The sequence below is a fragment of the Paenimyroides ceti genome (genome assembly GCF_030409925.1).
On the sequence record NZ_JAUFQU010000001.1, the window covers coordinates 851,762 to 868,305 of the forward strand.

Sequence of the window (16,544 nt, forward strand, 5' to 3'; positions counted from 1 at the left end):
CATTAAACATGAAAAAAATTTTACTTAGTGCATTTTTAGCGTTCAGTTTTTCAGCTGCTTACTCCCAATCTCCTGAAATGATGAGTTATCAGGCTGTTATCAGGAATTCTGCCAACCATTTGATTGTCAATCAGCAGGTTGGTGTTCGCCTTAGCGTTTTGCAGGGAAATCCGGAAGGAAACACTGTTTACAGCGAAACCCATACACTTTTATCCAACGGAAATGGTTTAATTACACTTCAATTTGGTGGGGGGACACCTGTATCCGGAACTTTTGAACAAATAGATTGGGCTAACGGCCCCTATTTTATAAAATCAGAAACAGACGTATCAGGTGGAACTAACTATACCATTACGGGTACCAGTCAGATGCTTACCGTGCCTTACGCTCTGTATGCTAAGACTTCCGGTAGCTCAGTTCCTGGTCCTCAAGGTCCGGCCGGACCAGCTGGTGAGATGGGATTAACAGGTCCTGAAGGCTCACAGGGAATACAAGGAGAAACAGGAGCACAAGGTCCGATAGGATTGACAGGTCCTGAAGGTCCACAGGGAATACAAGGAGAAACAGGTGCACAGGGACCAATCGGGTTAACAGGTCCAGTTGGTCCACAGGGAATACAGGGAGAAACAGGTATACAGGGACCAATCGGGTTAACAGGTCCAGTTGGTCCACAGGGAATACAGGGAGAGACAGGTATACAGGGACCAAACGGGTTAACAGGTCCAGCTGGTCCACAAGGAATACAGGGAGAGACAGGTGAACAGGGATTAACAGGTCCAGTTGGTCCACAGGGAATACAGGGAGAAAGAGGTGAACAGGGACCAATTGGTTTGACAGGTCCAGCTGGTCCACAGGGAATTCAGGGAGAGACAGGTGCACAAGGTTCAATTGGTTTAACAGGTCCATCTGGTCCACAGGGGATACAGGGAGAGACAGGTGAACAGGGACCAATTGGTTTGACAGGTCCAGTTGGTCCACAGGGAATACAGGGAGAGACAGGTGAACAGGGACCAATTGGTTTGACAGGTCCGGCTGGTCCACAGGGGATACAGGGACAAACAGGTGAACAGGGATTAACAGGTCCATCTGGTCCACAGGGAATGCAAGGATTTGGAGTTCCTCAAGGGGGAACAACAGGACAAATATTGACAAAAGTTGATGGAACTAACTATAACACACAATGGACAACGCCAGTGATGAATGCTGGTGGAGGTGCAATTTTAGAATTATTCGCGACGAGTACAATTCCACAAACAAACAGACCATTTGCATATGGCCGTTATACATTTGCTTTTAACACTGTGATAACCGGAGTTAGTGCTTCTGCATGGACAGCAAACAATACCTTTACTGTTCCAACCGGAAAAGGAGGATTGTATAATATCAGTCTGTCAATGGTAGAAAACGATTTTGGAGCATTTTCGTCTCCGGTATTGGTTTTTCCGGAAGTTCATGTTATATCTGGTAACAATACAACTTATTATTATGGTACCGGAAGTGCCGCAAGTGTTCTGTTGCAAGGTAATTCTACAGATAGCCCTGCAGTAGGTACACCCGGAGCTCCAATATCTTATGCCAGAGGCTCAGGAAACTTTATGATTCCATTACAGGAAGGTGATAAAATCAAAGTTTTCTACCGTACAGGCTCTAACTCTAACTGTGCGACTTGTGCCATCAGCTTTACTGTAGATGGAAGTACTTATCTGAGCATTGTAAAAATGAATTAGTATGTTTCCTGATTTATTTTCTCAATAGTTTGTATTGAGAGAATATAAAATAACAAATGTCCATTCGCATAATAGTAGAAATGGGCATTTGTTGTTAGTAATATTGAATAAAAACAACATTTTATAAAATCCAAAAAAGAGAATAATTGTTTTTTACAATAAAGACAGAAAAAGGATTTTATTCTTCAAAAAACTCAAAGGCATCGATAATATCCAGATAAACACCGTCAAAACCGGCATCGATAATTCTTTTTGTATACGAAGTATCATTGCCATAAATGATGTTCTGCCATTCCCTGTTCCAGTATTTTACTTTATAGTTTCCTTTCCAGTTAGGGTTTTCAGCGGCTAACCATTCCGGAGGTAGTGTGCTCCAAGTGCTTTTCCAGTAATATCTGTAATCCTCTGCTTCTCCAATAGACATATACGAAATCACCAGTCTTTTACCGCCATTTGCTTTATTTCTCAATTGATTAATTTCATCAGTAGTAAAACTGCTACCATCATTAAAAAACAAGTCTGTCACTAATAAATCATAATTGGTAGCTGTGACGGCATTGATGAAATCAATTTTGCTATTATAGGAAGATAAATTCAGCAGATATAGAAAATTCTTTACTTCTGACATTTTGGTAATAACATTTGCATTTTCCATTGGAATAGGAGTAGGAAAAGTAGGAATGGTATTTAATTCACGTTTGTTGGCAGCAAATGAAATATAGCCAGCATTGGTATTTTGATTATATGAAGTCAGAACTTTTTCTGGTGTAAAACAATAATCAATCACCAATATTACATTGCCCACTTTTTTTGACATATCTAAAAATGTTCTGAGATAAGTGTTATCCTGATATAGTGTGATCTGATCATCTGCATTATATCCAAAAAATAAATCTTCCTGACCGTTGGCATCAATGGCATTGAGATAGGCTATATGTGGCTGACCGGACTCGTTTCCGTTATCAGATATAAGTTCTAAACCGTTTTGTGGAATAACATTAAAATCAGGCTTTAGAGTTTTTGAATATTGACTGATATTTATTACAAATTCACGCATTCTCTGTTTGTAAATTCCTTCCGAATCGGTTGTTTCGTCTTCTTTACCACAAGAAATCATAATCAAAGAGAGAATGAGGAGTAAGCTAATCGTATTTTTCATCTGAATCAGCAATTTAAAAATAGGGTTATATTCATCTTTAGGTTTACAAAAATAAAGAATATACCACATAAAAAAGGACCAGATGAAAATCTGATCCTTTAAATTGTTTAAGTGATTCTATCTACTTATTGTTTGGTACAATTAGCATCTAAAACCAATTTATATACATTTGTTCCTTCGGTTTCCTCTTGTGTCATTCTGAAATTAAAAACAGTTGCATTCAGATCTCTGATATACATTACTTCAGTATATGTATTGGTCGTACCTGGTTCAGTTTGGGTTGTCGTAATTTTATTTTCGCTTGGATTGTACACGTAAGTACCTTGTGTGGTAACCCATTGATTCGTATCTTCATCTAATAGGGTCACAGACATTTGATTATTGGCTTTAAACTCAAATATAGTTCCGTTGATGTTACCTAAATCAATATCTTCATCAGGAATGGGCTGATTGTTGACAGTAGCAGAATAAGTATGAGAAGTAACTTTCCATTTACCTACCAGTTTAGATTGTGAATCGGTGGTGTTATCGTCGCTCTTATCACAAGAAACAAATCCTACAGCAATGAAGGATAAAATAAATAATGCTTTTTTCATAATTGTTTATGTAAAAATTTAATGAATAATAAGATATTATTAGTTAATGATGTGGCAAATATATTATTAATATTTTAATAACCTAATTTTTTAATTGGATAGTGAGAATTTTAGCAGAGGTGAAATTAATGAAATCGATAAATCCAATAAATAAGCAAGATAAGAGCAAAAAAGCTAATTTTGTAAAAAAGAGTTAAGGGATGAAAAAAACGGAAGAATCAAAAAAGAAATTACATCCGCGTAATAAACATAATACATTATATGATTTTGATGAACTGAAAATATATGTTCCTGATTTGTCTTTTTATATTATTAAAAATCCTTCTGGGTATACTACAATTGATTTCTCTGATCCGAAAGCGGTAAGGCTATTGAACAAGGCCCTGCTGATGAGTGTTTACAAACTTACGTATTGGGAATTGCCTAAAGATAATTTATGCCCGCCTATTCCGGGAAGAGCTGACTATATTCATTATATAGCGGATCTATTAGCAGAATCAAATCATAATAGCATTCCTACAGGTAGTAATGTACGGATATTGGATATCGGAGTTGGAGCCAATATAATTTACCCTCTCATTGGAGTTTCGGAATATGGTTGGCAATTTGTGGGTTCTGATGTAAATCCGGTTTCACTGGAGGCAGCCTCTTATATTATTAACAATAATCCGAATTTAATTTCGAATATTAGTTTACGTTTACAACCAAACAAAAAAAATATACTAAAAAATATCATCTCTGACACGGAAAAATTTCACGTAGTATTATGCAATCCTCCTTTTTTTAAATCAAAAGAAGAGGCTTACAAACAAACGTTTCGCAAGCTCAAAAATTTACAAGGTAAAAAACCAGAGCAAACCCTGCATAATTTTGGAGGACTGAGCAATGAGCTTTGGTATGAGGGTGGTGAACTGGAATTTATATCTAATTATATCAAAGAAAGTAAGGAATATAAAAATCAGGTGAACTGGTTTACTTCTTTGATTGCAAATAAAGATCATTTACATCCTTTAAAACGGTTGTTAAAGAAAGTTGGTGTGGCTGAAGTACGTGTGATTGATATGCAACAGGGAAATAAAATAAGCCGCATTCTCGCCTGGAAGTATTAGGTTTATATTTTATCAATATAATTTTACTTTCACAAAAATCACTCAGATACGTATAGAAATTCAAAAATTTACCGGACATATGTTCTTCAATTCTTTATCGAGATTGGAAGTTATGCCGGTAGAATATCTCTTCTCCAACAATATTATATATCATCTCATTAAAATTTTAAGCAATTAACAGGCTTTCTTATCTATTGTTTATTCAAACCAATAGCAAATTACTTACGGTAATTTAATATCTTTACTATAGATATTAAAAACGATACTCAGTAAATATGAATACAGTAGAGAAGATAGAGCGCATTTTGGAACGAATAGAAAAACGACTACCTGAAATTGATCATACTAATCTCAAAGTGTCTAAAGCATCTGTTGGCTGGCATCTTGAACATTCATTACTCATTATAAACAGTAGTTTGAAAGGACTTACCACTACTGATCCATCTGCTTATCAACCGGTATTTAGTATTAAGAAGTGGCTGTTTTTAACTTTTGAATATGTACCAAAAGGAAAAATAGAGGCGCCAAAGCCTTTTATCCCTGTTGAAATTCCAACACAGGAAAGTATAATACAACTCATGAGTAAAGCAAGACATCAATTAAGTCAAATAGCACATTTATCAAAAAATGCTTATATCGCTCATCCCTTTCTTGGGCATTTGAATAAATCAAAAACCTTAAAATTTTTAAAAATTCATACCAATCATCATTTAAAGATTGTCGATGATATTCTGAAAAACTAATAAAAGCTATTTTTGTGAATATTAATAATACAATCGGAACCCCAAGCGTTGGCATAATTCGTAGTGTTCTTCAAACAGTGTTTCTACGAGTTCCGTAACATCGTCAATTTCCTGATAAAACCCGAAAAAGGTTGAGTCCAGCACACCGCTAAAAGGAGCATGGGGGTGGGTATAGCCGGAAATTGCTTTTGCTCCTGTAATACTAAGAAAAAACTGAGCAGTTTCTGAATCAAGATTCAGAGATTTGGTATTGGCAAAATGAATAATTTTATCCGTTAATTTACCTTCAAACAACTCCGCAATTTCTTCTAGAGAATAAAAATACTGATCAATCTGAATGGCTTCATCTGTTCCTGAAAATACAAAATACAGAATTTCATAATCTTTAAAATTACGGTCTTCATATAATAATACATTCATGCTTTCTTCAAAGCTTTCAATGCTGTCACACGCTTTGTAAACATTGGTAATTCAATAACGCATCGCAATGTGTTCCAGGTAAGGAAACATTTTGCTGTCTTCTTCATTATTTATATCAGCAACACTTTCCATGCAAAAAATTTTGGAATTATCATTCGGTAAATACATAAGCATTTATTCTTTTATAGTAACAAAGGTAAAAGTAAAATATGTAAAGAAATATAAAAGATAAATGAACATTTAAATAGATAACTAATATTGTAAACTGAAACAGATTATATATAGCTAAACAGCATGTATTAACGATATTGTGAATTGTTTAACACTGCTTATAACATTTAATTTAAAGATTATATTAATAAAAAAATTATATTTGTACTTTACTATGGCAAAAAAAGTTTACATACTGATATTGGTTGTGATAGGACTTCTAATAGGTCCACAGTCAGCTATGGCTCATAATGCAGAAGCAACCAAGATTTGTTGTAAAAATATGCCTTCTGAAATGTCATGTTGTAAAGAGAAAAAGCAAGCGAAGCAAAAGAAACACGATTGTGAAGGAAGCTGTAAAAGCGTTTCCTGTGCTTGTCCTACGGCTTACGTAACGGTATCTTTTGTTACTTACGCGGTAGATAACAGTACTCTTTTTGATTTTTCAGAAACAAAGCAAAATTACTTTTACGTAGAAATCAGTCATTCCAATGATTCTCGTGCAATATGGCTTCCTCCTAAAATAAGCTAAAACCATTCTCCTGACAGCCACAGGTCTGTCTTTTTAAATACCGTTTCAGGTATAAATTATCCTATTAAACATCAAAGGTCTTTTAAGAAATAAACCTGACATGCAGTAGGTTTTTCTTATCAGACTTTTGATACCTAATACCTAAAAAATGAAATCTATATATAAATTATGGGTAGTAACAATTTTGTTACTGACTATGAATGGTGCTTATGCACAATTAAAAAAAGGAAGTACTCTTCCAGATATAACGCTTCAGAATGATAAAAATGTGAGTGTAAAGCTTCAGTCTTTTAAAGGAAAAGTTGTCTTGGTAGATTTTTGGGCATCGTGGTGTTTACCATGTCGTAAGGCTAATAAAAGCCTTGTAAAATTATACGATAAATACAAAAGCAAAAATTTTGAGATTGTAGGAATATCCATAGATACAGATAAAGATAAATGGCTCAAAGCCATAAAAAAAGATGGATTAAAAAACCCGCAATTAATAGATCCTAAAGGATTTGATGCCAGATCTGCTGTTCTTTTCGGAGCAGATGCTTTACCTGCATCCTATTTGTTCGATAGTTCGGGAAAATTAATAGCAATCAATCCTACTGAAGCACAGATTATTTCAAATATTAAAAAATAAAAAAGATAAACATGAAAACGTTCAATATATATACAATAGTTACAAGCTTGTTATTATTAATGACAGGCCTTACAGGTTATTCACAAATTTCAAAAGTCGACATAATTGCTACAGGGCTTACATGTTCGATGTGTTCCAATGCCATCAATAAACAATTAAAATCACTGTCACAGGTATCCGATATTACTACAGATCTAAATACCAATACTTTTACGGTTTCCTTTAATAATAACCAGATGGTGAGTCCTAAAGTTCTAAAAGATGCTGTGGAAAAAGCAGGTTTTTTCGTTGGTTCAATGGTACTAACTTTGGAACCTGAAAATCTAAAAGTAGATAATTATAAAGCGAAAATAGGAGATACGTCTTTTGTTTTTATGGATGAAAAAAAGATGAATTCTGCCCAAGTTCAATATAAAGTAGTTGACAAGGGATTTGTAACTCAAAAAGAATATAAAAAACTATCAAAAACGTATGCAAAACATGGAAGCTATTCTTCAGAAAACAGCCAGATGTACCATTTAATAGCACTATAAAATGAAACATATATTAATAGTGTTTTGCATGTTCACCTCTTTTGGGATATATGCGCAGGAATTATTTGTAGTAACGGAACCCGCCAGTAATGCTCCGGCCGGATCGCTCAGTGTACGTGTTGGACAGTCTTTAATGAAAAATGACCTTACCGATAGTAATATGTATAGTCTTTCTCCGGAAGTAACGTGGGGAATCAGTAAAAATTTCATGGTGCGCGCATCGGCTTATCTTGACAATTCCGTAAATTCTCTTGATATAGCCGGAGCTGGAGCTTATGTAAAATATCGTTTTTTCTCAGTAGATGATTTGCAAAGTCATTTCAGAATGGCTGCTTTTGGAAGATACAGCTGGAATAAAACACCTATCAAGCAGGAACCTATAGACCTCATGGGAAGAAATTCTGGTTTTGAGGCCGGGTTGGTAGCGACACAGCTTCTAAAAAAAGTAGCGATCAGTTCCAGTGTAAGCTATGGACAGGCATGGGATAATGACGGAAATGATTTTCCTGAATTCCAAGGCAAAAGTGCTTTGAATTATACCTTTTCTGTGGGAAGGCTTATGCATCCAAAGCGTTATGTAAGCTATAAGCAAACGAATATTAATGCTATGATTGAACTGCTGGGGCAGACCATTACGGAAAACGGACGTTCGTATATGGATATTGTTCCTTCTATACAATTTATCATTAACAGTCAGGCACGTATTGATCTCGCTTATCGGAAACAGCTATATGCTTCGATGCATCGTCCGGTAGCTGACGGAGTGTTTTTAAAACTGGAATACACTTTTTTTAATGTAACTAAATAAGAGACGTTAGTATACGGTTCTGATCGATTCAGAAATAGTTGTATACAAGTTTCATAAAGAAATAACCGGAGTTTATAATAAGGGCGCAAAATACTAATTTGCGCCCTTATTTTTTTTCATAGAATGAGTAATTATACGCCTCCCATTACATACATGTTTTCCATTGTAGGAGTTGCATTTCCACCTTCTTTTTCCAGTGTAATTGCAAAAGCCTGAGCATTTTCTACCTTTTTCATCTTTTCAACATGGGTACTGTTCAATGCATACGTTCCGATGTCAACTGGTTTTCCGTCCACAATTGCCCAAAGCTGATACTGCATATTTTCAGGTGGTTTTGGTAGGTTTTCGAGAGAAAGATAGGTTTCTTTTGTATCTTTTTTCCAGAAAACATGCGCTTTCATTTCCGGATGTTTTTCTACACCTTTTAGAGCAATCATAGTCATATTCGGATCATTCATCATATTCCATTTTTCTTCCAGTGCATTCTTGTCACGTAATAAAACAGCATTTTCTTCTTCCATTGCCAATTGAACTGATTTACTTGCTGCCCGGTCGTTCATCTGAACAAAATTATATCCGATACTGGCAACCAATAGTAAGGAAGCAGCTATTTTCATAAATAATGACGAATTGTTTTTCTGTTCAGAAACTGCCTGTGCTGTTACTGTATCTGAAATCTGTATAGGTTTACTATTCGTTGTAAAAGATGATGAGGTATCTTGGGTTGATTCACTTTTTTGTATAGCGTCCCAGATAGCTGATTTTAAGCCTGTGGCAGGTACTTCAGCTTGTCTTGTCGCCAGTTCTTCGAGACTCTTTTGTGTTTCCGCAATAAGAAGCCTTACTTCTTCATTATTTTTCTGTATACATTCGAGAATACTTGCTTCTTCTGGTGTAGCAAGACCAAGAATATAGCTTTCAATAATTCCGGATGATATGTATTCTTTAATATTCATTATCTAAAATCTTTGAGAAAACTTTTTAATTGTAATAAAGCACTCTTTGTCCTTGTCTTAACAGTTCCCAAAGGAATATTCAACTGTTCAGCAATTTCTTTTTGAGTGTAACCTTTGTAATAGGCCAGTTCAATAAGTTCTCTCCATTCTGTTTTTAATCGGGAAACGATTGTATCCAATCCCATATTTTCTTCTTTTTCACTTTCTGAAAATTCTTTACTATTATGTACGAATTTTGGAAGCGGTTGGTTCATTTGATCCCTTTTATATCCTTTTGATTTTAAATAATCGATTGCCGTATTTCTGACAATGTTGATCATCCAGGTATACAGTCTACCTTTTTCCGAATCATAATGTTCAATATTTTTCCAGATTTTTATAAAAGCATCCTGTAAAACTTCTTCTGCGTATTCTTTTGAGCCTAAAACACGCAAAGCTACTCCATACAGAGCAGGCGAATAGTGATCATATAGGTAATGATAACTTTTCTCATCTTTCTTTTTCAGTAAGACAATTAATTCTTCTTCAGTAAGTGTGTTTGATGGAATTTTCAATGGTTATTTTTTTTACAAATGTAAAAATAATTAAATCCAATTTTTAATTTTTATCGTAAATCATTATAAAATCATCAATATGAAAACTTTTTTAACAAATAAATTTTTTCTATACGTTCTATTGCTCTTTGCAGGGCTCATGCAGGCTCAAAAGCACAGCAATCCTTATTATTCAAGAACCGATACAGAAAAATTACAGGTAAGCAATAAAGAATGGAAAAAAATTCTGAGTCCAGAATTATATGCGGTTGCCCGGGAAGCTAAAACAGAACGAGCTTTTACCGGTAAGTACTATGAATTCGATATTAAAGGAACCTACTATTGTGCTGTATGTGGAAACAAACTATTTCAGTCAACAGCAAAATTTGCTTCTTCATGCGGTTGGCCATCCTTTTATCAGCCACTGAGCAAAACGAGTGTGATCTATAAAAAGGATTTGTCATACAATATGGAACGTACAGAAGTGCTTTGCGGACGCTGTGATTCGCATCTCGGGCACATTTTTGATGACGGACCTGAACCTACAGGCAAACGATTTTGTATGAATTCAGTTTGTCTTGATTTTGTACCGATGAAATAAAAAATAAAAAATAATAAATCCAGAATATCATTTCTTATCGTATATCATACTATAAACAATTTATAAATCTAAAAATAAACAAATTATGAAAATGACTTTAAAAGTTTTAGTTGCCGGATTACTTCTTTTCACTATGGGAACAAATCCGATGAATGCTCAAAGCATGTCTAAAAAAGAGAAAACAGTAATGGTTGGAGGGGCCCCTATGTACCCAAGTAAAAACATTATTGAAAATGCAGTCAACTCTAAAGATCATACCACTTTGGTTGCTGCAGTCAAAGCGGCTGGTTTAGTAGATGCATTGTCTGGAAAAGGGCCTTTTACGGTTTTAGCTCCAACAAATGAAGCGTTTAATATGCTTCCTAAAGGGACTGTTGATAAATTATTATTACCGGAGAATAAAGCTATGCTTACAGGAATACTAAAATATCATGTGCTTTCAGGTAAATATAATGCAAAAGATATTCTTGCAGCGGTTAAAAAAAATAAAGGTATGGCAAAAATGAAAACTTTACAGGGAGAAGAACTTACTTTCTGGGTAAAAGGAGATGATTTATATGTTAAGGATGCCAAAGGAAATGATTCAAAAATTACGATATCAGATGTCAATCAGTCAAATGGTGTAATTCATGTAATTAATAAAGTATTAATGCCATAAAATCAAGTAAACAACAGACTACTGACCCCTGATAGGTAAAGAAGCAGCTTCATAGTAAGCTGTTTTTTTTTTTATTCTATCAGCAATATTTTATATAGTACAAAAGCTAAAAAAGCTACATTTGTTTTTTATTATAACTAAAAATGCATCTACGAACTTTTTCTAAAAAAGAATTGATACCCGCTGTATGGAGTGGAGGATTAACGTATGAGTATGTAATTTCTCCTTTGAATGCAGAATACAACACCAGAAATTTTATATTCCGCATAAGCAGTGCTACTATAGACCAGATACCGTCAGAGTTTACGGCTTTTAAAGGATTTCATCGTTATCTGGTAATGTTGGACAATACGTTAACAGTTACGATAAATGGGGAACAGCGAGTGTATCAAAAAGATGAAATAATGCAGTTTGCTTCATGTGATACCGTTATTTCTTATAGCAAAGGCACTGATTTTAATTGGATGATTTCTGACAAAATTAAAAATCATGGGATGAAAATAACGAAGGAACAACAAAACATCTCCGATTCAATAATTATATTATTTGCTTTATCTGCAACAACTGTTAAGGTCATGGGTATTGAACATATTATAGAATTACATGACCTGTTGGTGGTAGAAAATAATAAAAAAGAAGCAATACAATTTGAATTTAATGCGGAATGTCTTGTAGGCTTCATGAATTTATAAAGGAATAATGCGGCATTTACGCTATTTATATCTCTGTATCTTTTTTCTGTAATAAACTTGTTTTTCTTACTATATTTGGCGCCGGTAAAAACACAGCTGTTTTTATTGAAGCGGTTAATAAATAGAATGCTTTTTATTGGTTGTTAATGTTCATCTAACATTCCATGTGAAAAGATAATGATTTGTTAAACTGTTACCATATAACTTTGCATTTCCATTTTTATAAGACAAATGATAGTACAAAAACATCTAAAAAACAAACTGAATCAGACATTCATCCTTTTGATGACATTGTTTTTTTCTACTTCTCTCATTGCCCAATCTTCGCAGAACACCTTACTGAGTACCAATAATGTTATGGACTGTGCTTCACATCAGATCAGTGCAATAAGTCCTGCTTCAGGTTCTGCCAATGCCGTAATTTCGATCACTGGAAACGGATTTAGCAATGCGATCACTTCTGTAAAATTCAACGGTGTCAATGCCACTTTTTCAGTTGTTTCCACTACACTTATTAAAGCAACAGTGCCTGTTACAGCAGTTTCGGGAACGATTACGGTGAGCACAAGCTCCTGTACAGCAACTTCTGTAACTGTATTCAATGTATTAAATTCCACTTGTGCCAATCAGGGAGGTGACATTTTTATATCGGAATTATACGATGCCCCTACTGGTGCGTATGGAGTAGTAGAGTTTTATAATCCAACCAATGCAGCAATTGTTCTAAACGGAACTTATGAATTGGTGCGCTATGGCGAGATTGGAAACAATACCATTTCATGGACGCTTCCTTTAACCGGATCTATTCCTGCGAACAGTACTTTTCTTGCAGTAGCAACAGGTGTTAATTCTTGTCCTATAACAGCGAATATGGCTCTTACAAGTGGTATCAATGAAAACGATGAATTCCGGCTTTTAAAGAACGGTACTCAGATTGATATTGCGAGAGCTCCTAATCATGTAGGGTATACCGTAAAAAGAGTCGCCAGTGCAATAGCACCTGCAGCAACTTATGCTCAGGCAGACTGGTCGTTTGCCACTCAGTCGTGTGCTGATTTAGGAAGTCACACATCAACAGTAGTTTCTGGTGAAGTTATTACAAGTCAGCCTTCAAATGCTCAGGTATGTACAGGCAGTGAGACTGTTTTTACAGTTGCGGTTACCAATGCTTCTCAGGCCACTTTTCAATGGAAAATGCTTGATAGCTCCGGCAACTGGATAAACGTAAGCGGTAGCGGCTTTTCAGGAGCTCAGACAAATTCATTGACAGTGACATCGGATATAGCATTAAACAATACACAGTTTTACTGTCAGATTTCTTACGCATCGTGTTTTTTAATTTCTAATACGGTTCAGATAACTGTGAGCGCTCTACCGGAAGTAACTTTGCAAATAACTCAGCCTACCTGTACAATTCTTACAGGAACACTGACGGTTACCCCGGTTTCCGGAAATGGACTTACCTATAGTATAGATGGAGGTACATTTCAGAGTGCAGCTGTTTTTTCTAACATTAATCCTGGCGTTCATCAGATTCGAGTAAAAAATAGCGAAGGCTGTATTGCTGAAATTTCTTTTACAATACAGAATCCACCAGCAGCTCCGGCTACACCAGTAGTAACGGTGACCCAACCTACGTGTTCAATATCTACGGCTACAGTTGTTGTGACAGCACCAGTTGGTGCCGGACTTACTTATAGTCTGGATAACGGTACTTATCAGTCATCAACTACATTTTCTAATGTAACTCCCGGAGCACATATCATAAAAGTGAAAAACGCAGAAGGGTGTACTTCAGAAATAAATGTTACTATACAAAATCAGCCGGCTACACCAGCTCAGGCAGCAACGACTATAACCCAGCCTACGTGTACCAATCCTACAGCTGCTATTCAGGTCACAGCACCTTTAGGAAGTGGATTCAGTTACAGTATTGATGGAGGAACTTTTCAGACTTCTCCTGTTTTTTCAGGTATTGCTGCCGGCAATCATACCCTTCAGGTAAAAAATGCAGCAGTATGTATCTCAGAAGTAAATATTGTAATACAAAATGCACCCGGTTCTCCGGATGTACCTGTCGTTGTGATAACACAACCGACATGTAATGCACCTCTGGGCGCCCTGCAAATAACGACACCTGTTGGAAATGGGTTGACGTATAGTCTTGACGGAGTTACTTTTCAAAACCAGAATACATTTACTAATATTCAACCGGGAACTTATACTTTGTCAGTGAAAAATACAGCAGGTTGTATTACTACAAAAGTTATTGTAGTAAACGAAATAACAGAGTATCCGTTAGAAGCTGTTGTTAAAATCACTCAGCCTACCTGTGCGGTTCCGAATGCTACTGTTCAGGTACTTTCTCCTTTAGTAAACGGATATCAATACAGTATAGATGGCGTTACTTTTCAGAGTCAGCCCGTTTTCAACAATCTACAGCCGGGTACGTACACAATGACTGTAAAGAATGCAGGAGGATGTATTTCTACACATACCTTTGTAGTTAATCAGATAAGTAATTTTCCTCCTAAGCCTACAGTACAGATTACACAGCCTGATTGCACGCATCCTACAGCAACAATTGTTGTACTGACACCATCAGGAAACGGGTTAACCTATAGTATTGACGGAACAAATTATCAGAATTCAAAGAACTTTGAGAATGTAATTCCCGGTACCTACAGAGTATATGTAAAAAACAATGATGGTTGTATTGCTGAAAGCGATTCAGTTATAATTATTCCTTCTGATCAGCAAATAGCGATAATAGGCAGTCAGGGTTGTATTGAAACACCTTCAGGCAAAATATATATGTTAGAAGCCATTGCGGTAAATGGTACTGATAATCTTTCCGGGGTAACTTATATCTGGACCAATAGTGCGGGAACTATTGTCGGAGAGAATAAGCCAAGTTTTAATGTAAGCGAATATGTTAGTGAGCGATCTATCTCAGTGTTTGATTATCCTTTAGAATTTGAGGTTACCTTGCAAACTGCCAACGGATGTGAAACCTCAGTAAAATTTGTAGTTGAATCTGTTATTTGTGATATCCCAAAAGGAATTTCTCCCAACGGAGACGGATTGAACGACAATTTTGACTTGGTAGGGCTTCATGTATTGCGTCTGACAATTTTTAACAGAGATGGACGTGAAGTCTATAGTAAGGCTAATTATAAATATGAATGGTCAGGTCAATCTCAAAACGGAAATCTTTTACCGAGTGCTACATACTTTTATGTAATAGATATGAAAGATGGTACCCAAAAAACGGGTTGGGTATATCTTATCCGGGAAATACAATAAAGCTAAAAAAAAACCATCTTAGAAAAGATGGTTTTTTTATTATATGGACTTTCAAATAAAATGTGGTGATACCTTTGGATAAATTATAATCCGTTTTGTGGCTCCTTTATGACTGCCTTTTAAAAAGAATACCATATAAAACCTCTGAAATTTCTTCTATTAAAAAATGATTAATATCTTTCAAAACCGATTACAAACAAAAGAATAAATTCTAAATTTGTGTAAAATAAACCAGAATGTCAACAAAGCAAAAAAAAATAGACAATTTTGACCCGTCACAACCGGGATTAGCAGATGCTAATATTTACGGATTACCTTTTAATGCGGAAGAGAGTGATATTGTAATTTTACCGATTCCCTGGGAAGTTACCGTAAGTTATGGAGCAGGAGCGTCTGAAGGACCTGAAGCAATATTAGAAGCTTCCTTTCAGGTAGATTTATTACATCAGGAATTTCCGGAACTATGGAAACTTGGAATCCATTTTGATGAAGCTCCTGAGCAATGGTCGGCAAACAGTGAAAAATTCAAAGGTCTTGCACAACCTATTATTGAAGCTCTGGAAAACGGAGAAGATATTGAAACGTTTCCTGTATTGCAATCAGATTTAGATAAAATAAACAAAGCCTGCAAGCAATTAAACAGTGAAGTAAAAGAGCGTACCTTGTTTTGGCAGAATCAAGGTAAAAAAGTCATTCTGTTAGGAGGAGATCATTCCACTCCTTTAGGGTATTATCAGGCATTGGCTGAAAAAAATAATTCTTTTGGCATTTTACATTTTGATGCTCATATGGATTTGAGAAAAGCCTATGAAGGATTTACCTATTCTCATGCGTCTATCATGTACAATGCTTTACAAATACCTCAGATAGAGAAAATTGTTCAGGTAGGAATACGTGATTTTTCAGAAGGTGAAGTTGAGGTTGTTCAAAGTTCAAAAAAGGTAATTGTTCACACGGATACTGATTTGAAAGCAGCCGCTTTTGAAGGAAAAACATGGAAGCAGCAATGTGATGAAATTCTTAATGAATTGCCTCAAAATGTATGTGTAAGTTTTGATATTGATGCTTTATACAGATGGTATTGCCCAAATACAGGAACTCCGGTTCCCGGAGGTTTATCGTATGAACAGGCTGCTTATTTATTGAGCAGACTCGCAGCATCAGATAAAAACATCATAGGAATGGATTTGGTTGAAGTAGCACCCGGAGAGGATGATTGGGATGGAAATGTCGGCGCGAGATTGTTGTTTCATATGTGCGGTGTGTTTGCAAAAAACAACGGCCTCACTGTAGGTGAAAAGATAATTTTCTAATAAAAAAATCCCGTTGAAAA

Annotated in this window: 17 protein-coding genes; 12 read left to right on the top strand and 5 right to left on the bottom strand. The window is 35.6% G+C overall.

Annotation, left to right across the window (positions count from 1 at the left end):
• Positions 1-8: 8 nt before the first annotated feature.
• Positions 9-1,727, top strand: coding sequence for a collagen-like domain-containing protein (locus QW060_RS04075; protein ID WP_290362380.1), 1,719 nt, complete (start codon positions 9-11; stop codon positions 1,725-1,727).
• Between the two features lie 178 nt (positions 1,728-1,905).
• Here the strand turns inward: QW060_RS04075 and QW060_RS04080 are convergent, their stop codons facing one another.
• Positions 1,906-2,886, bottom strand: coding sequence for an endo alpha-1,4 polygalactosaminidase (locus tag QW060_RS04080; RefSeq protein ID WP_290362381.1), 981 nt, complete (start codon positions 2,884-2,886; stop codon positions 1,906-1,908).
• A gap of 125 nt (positions 2,887-3,011) precedes the next feature.
• Entirely contained in the window at positions 3,012-3,482 is a 471-nt protein-coding gene (locus tag QW060_RS04085; RefSeq protein ID WP_290362382.1) for a hypothetical protein, read from the bottom strand.
• A gap of 200 nt (positions 3,483-3,682) precedes the next feature.
• Between QW060_RS04085 and rlmF the strand changes: the two genes are divergently transcribed.
• Positions 3,683-4,591, top strand: coding sequence for a 23S rRNA (adenine(1618)-N(6))-methyltransferase RlmF (gene rlmF / locus QW060_RS04090; protein ID WP_290362383.1), 909 nt, complete (start codon positions 3,683-3,685; stop codon positions 4,589-4,591).
• Positions 4,592-4,866: 275 nt separating this feature from the next.
• Complete coding sequence (locus QW060_RS04095) at positions 4,867-5,334, top strand: DUF1569 domain-containing protein (protein ID WP_290362384.1); 468 nt, start codon at positions 4,867-4,869, stop codon at positions 5,332-5,334.
• Between the two features lie 21 nt (positions 5,335-5,355).
• Here QW060_RS04095 and QW060_RS04100 read toward each other — a convergent pair whose 3' ends face one another.
• Complete coding sequence (locus tag QW060_RS04100) at positions 5,356-5,754, bottom strand: DUF6642 family protein (protein ID WP_397385720.1); 399 nt, start codon at positions 5,752-5,754, stop codon at positions 5,356-5,358.
• A gap of 385 nt (positions 5,755-6,139) precedes the next feature.
• On the opposite strand from QW060_RS04100, the gene QW060_RS04105 reads away from it, so the two are divergent.
• The 4 genes from QW060_RS04105 to QW060_RS04120 all read left to right on the top strand — a co-directional run bounded on the left by QW060_RS04105 (position 6,140) and on the right by QW060_RS04120 (position 8,465).
• On the top strand, positions 6,140-6,496 hold the full coding sequence (locus tag QW060_RS04105) for a hypothetical protein (protein ID WP_290362385.1): 357 nt from the start codon (positions 6,140-6,142) through the stop codon (positions 6,494-6,496).
• A 148-nt stretch (positions 6,497-6,644) separates the two neighbouring features.
• Positions 6,645-7,124, top strand: coding sequence for a TlpA family protein disulfide reductase (locus QW060_RS04110; RefSeq protein ID WP_290362386.1), 480 nt, complete (start codon positions 6,645-6,647; stop codon positions 7,122-7,124).
• 11 nt (positions 7,125-7,135) lie between these two features.
• Positions 7,136-7,657 (top strand): heavy-metal-associated domain-containing protein, encoded by a 522-nt coding sequence (locus QW060_RS04115; protein WP_290362387.1) that lies wholly within the window; start codon positions 7,136-7,138, stop codon positions 7,655-7,657.
• 1 nt (position 7,658) lies between these two features.
• Entirely contained in the window at positions 7,659-8,465 is an 807-nt protein-coding gene (locus QW060_RS04120; RefSeq protein ID WP_290362388.1) for a hypothetical protein, read from the top strand.
• Between the two features lie 131 nt (positions 8,466-8,596).
• On the opposite strand, the gene QW060_RS04125 is transcribed toward QW060_RS04120, so the two are convergent.
• Together QW060_RS04125 and QW060_RS04130 are read right to left on the bottom strand one after the other, a co-directional pair.
• On the bottom strand, positions 8,597-9,421 hold the full coding sequence (locus QW060_RS04125) for an anti-sigma factor (RefSeq protein ID WP_290362389.1): 825 nt from the start codon (positions 9,419-9,421) through the stop codon (positions 8,597-8,599).
• Entirely contained in the window at positions 9,421-9,975 is a 555-nt protein-coding gene (locus tag QW060_RS04130; RefSeq protein ID WP_290362390.1) for an RNA polymerase sigma factor, read from the bottom strand. The genes QW060_RS04125 and QW060_RS04130 overlap by 1 nt, the downstream gene beginning before the upstream one ends.
• Before the next feature lie 139 nt (positions 9,976-10,114).
• Between QW060_RS04130 and msrB the strand changes: the two genes are divergently transcribed.
• From msrB to QW060_RS04155, 5 genes are all read left to right on the top strand, one after another.
• On the top strand, positions 10,115-10,555 hold the full coding sequence (msrB, locus tag QW060_RS04135; RefSeq protein WP_290364685.1) for a peptide-methionine (R)-S-oxide reductase MsrB: 441 nt from the start codon (positions 10,115-10,117) through the stop codon (positions 10,553-10,555).
• Positions 10,556-10,688: 133 nt separating this feature from the next.
• A complete protein-coding gene (locus tag QW060_RS04140; protein WP_290364686.1) occupies positions 10,689-11,213 on the top strand; it encodes a fasciclin domain-containing protein in 525 nt (174 codons plus the stop codon).
• A gap of 143 nt (positions 11,214-11,356) precedes the next feature.
• Entirely contained in the window at positions 11,357-11,905 is a 549-nt protein-coding gene (locus tag QW060_RS04145) for a HutD family protein (protein WP_290362391.1), read from the top strand.
• Positions 11,906-12,136: 231 nt separating this feature from the next.
• Entirely contained in the window at positions 12,137-15,211 is a 3,075-nt protein-coding gene (locus tag QW060_RS04150) for a T9SS type B sorting domain-containing protein (RefSeq protein ID WP_290362392.1), read from the top strand.
• A 236-nt stretch (positions 15,212-15,447) separates the two neighbouring features.
• Positions 15,448-16,524: an agmatinase family protein gene (locus QW060_RS04155; RefSeq protein WP_290362393.1), complete on the top strand. Its 1,077-nt coding sequence runs from the start codon at positions 15,448-15,450 to the stop codon at positions 16,522-16,524.
• Positions 16,525-16,544 lie beyond the last annotated feature (20 nt).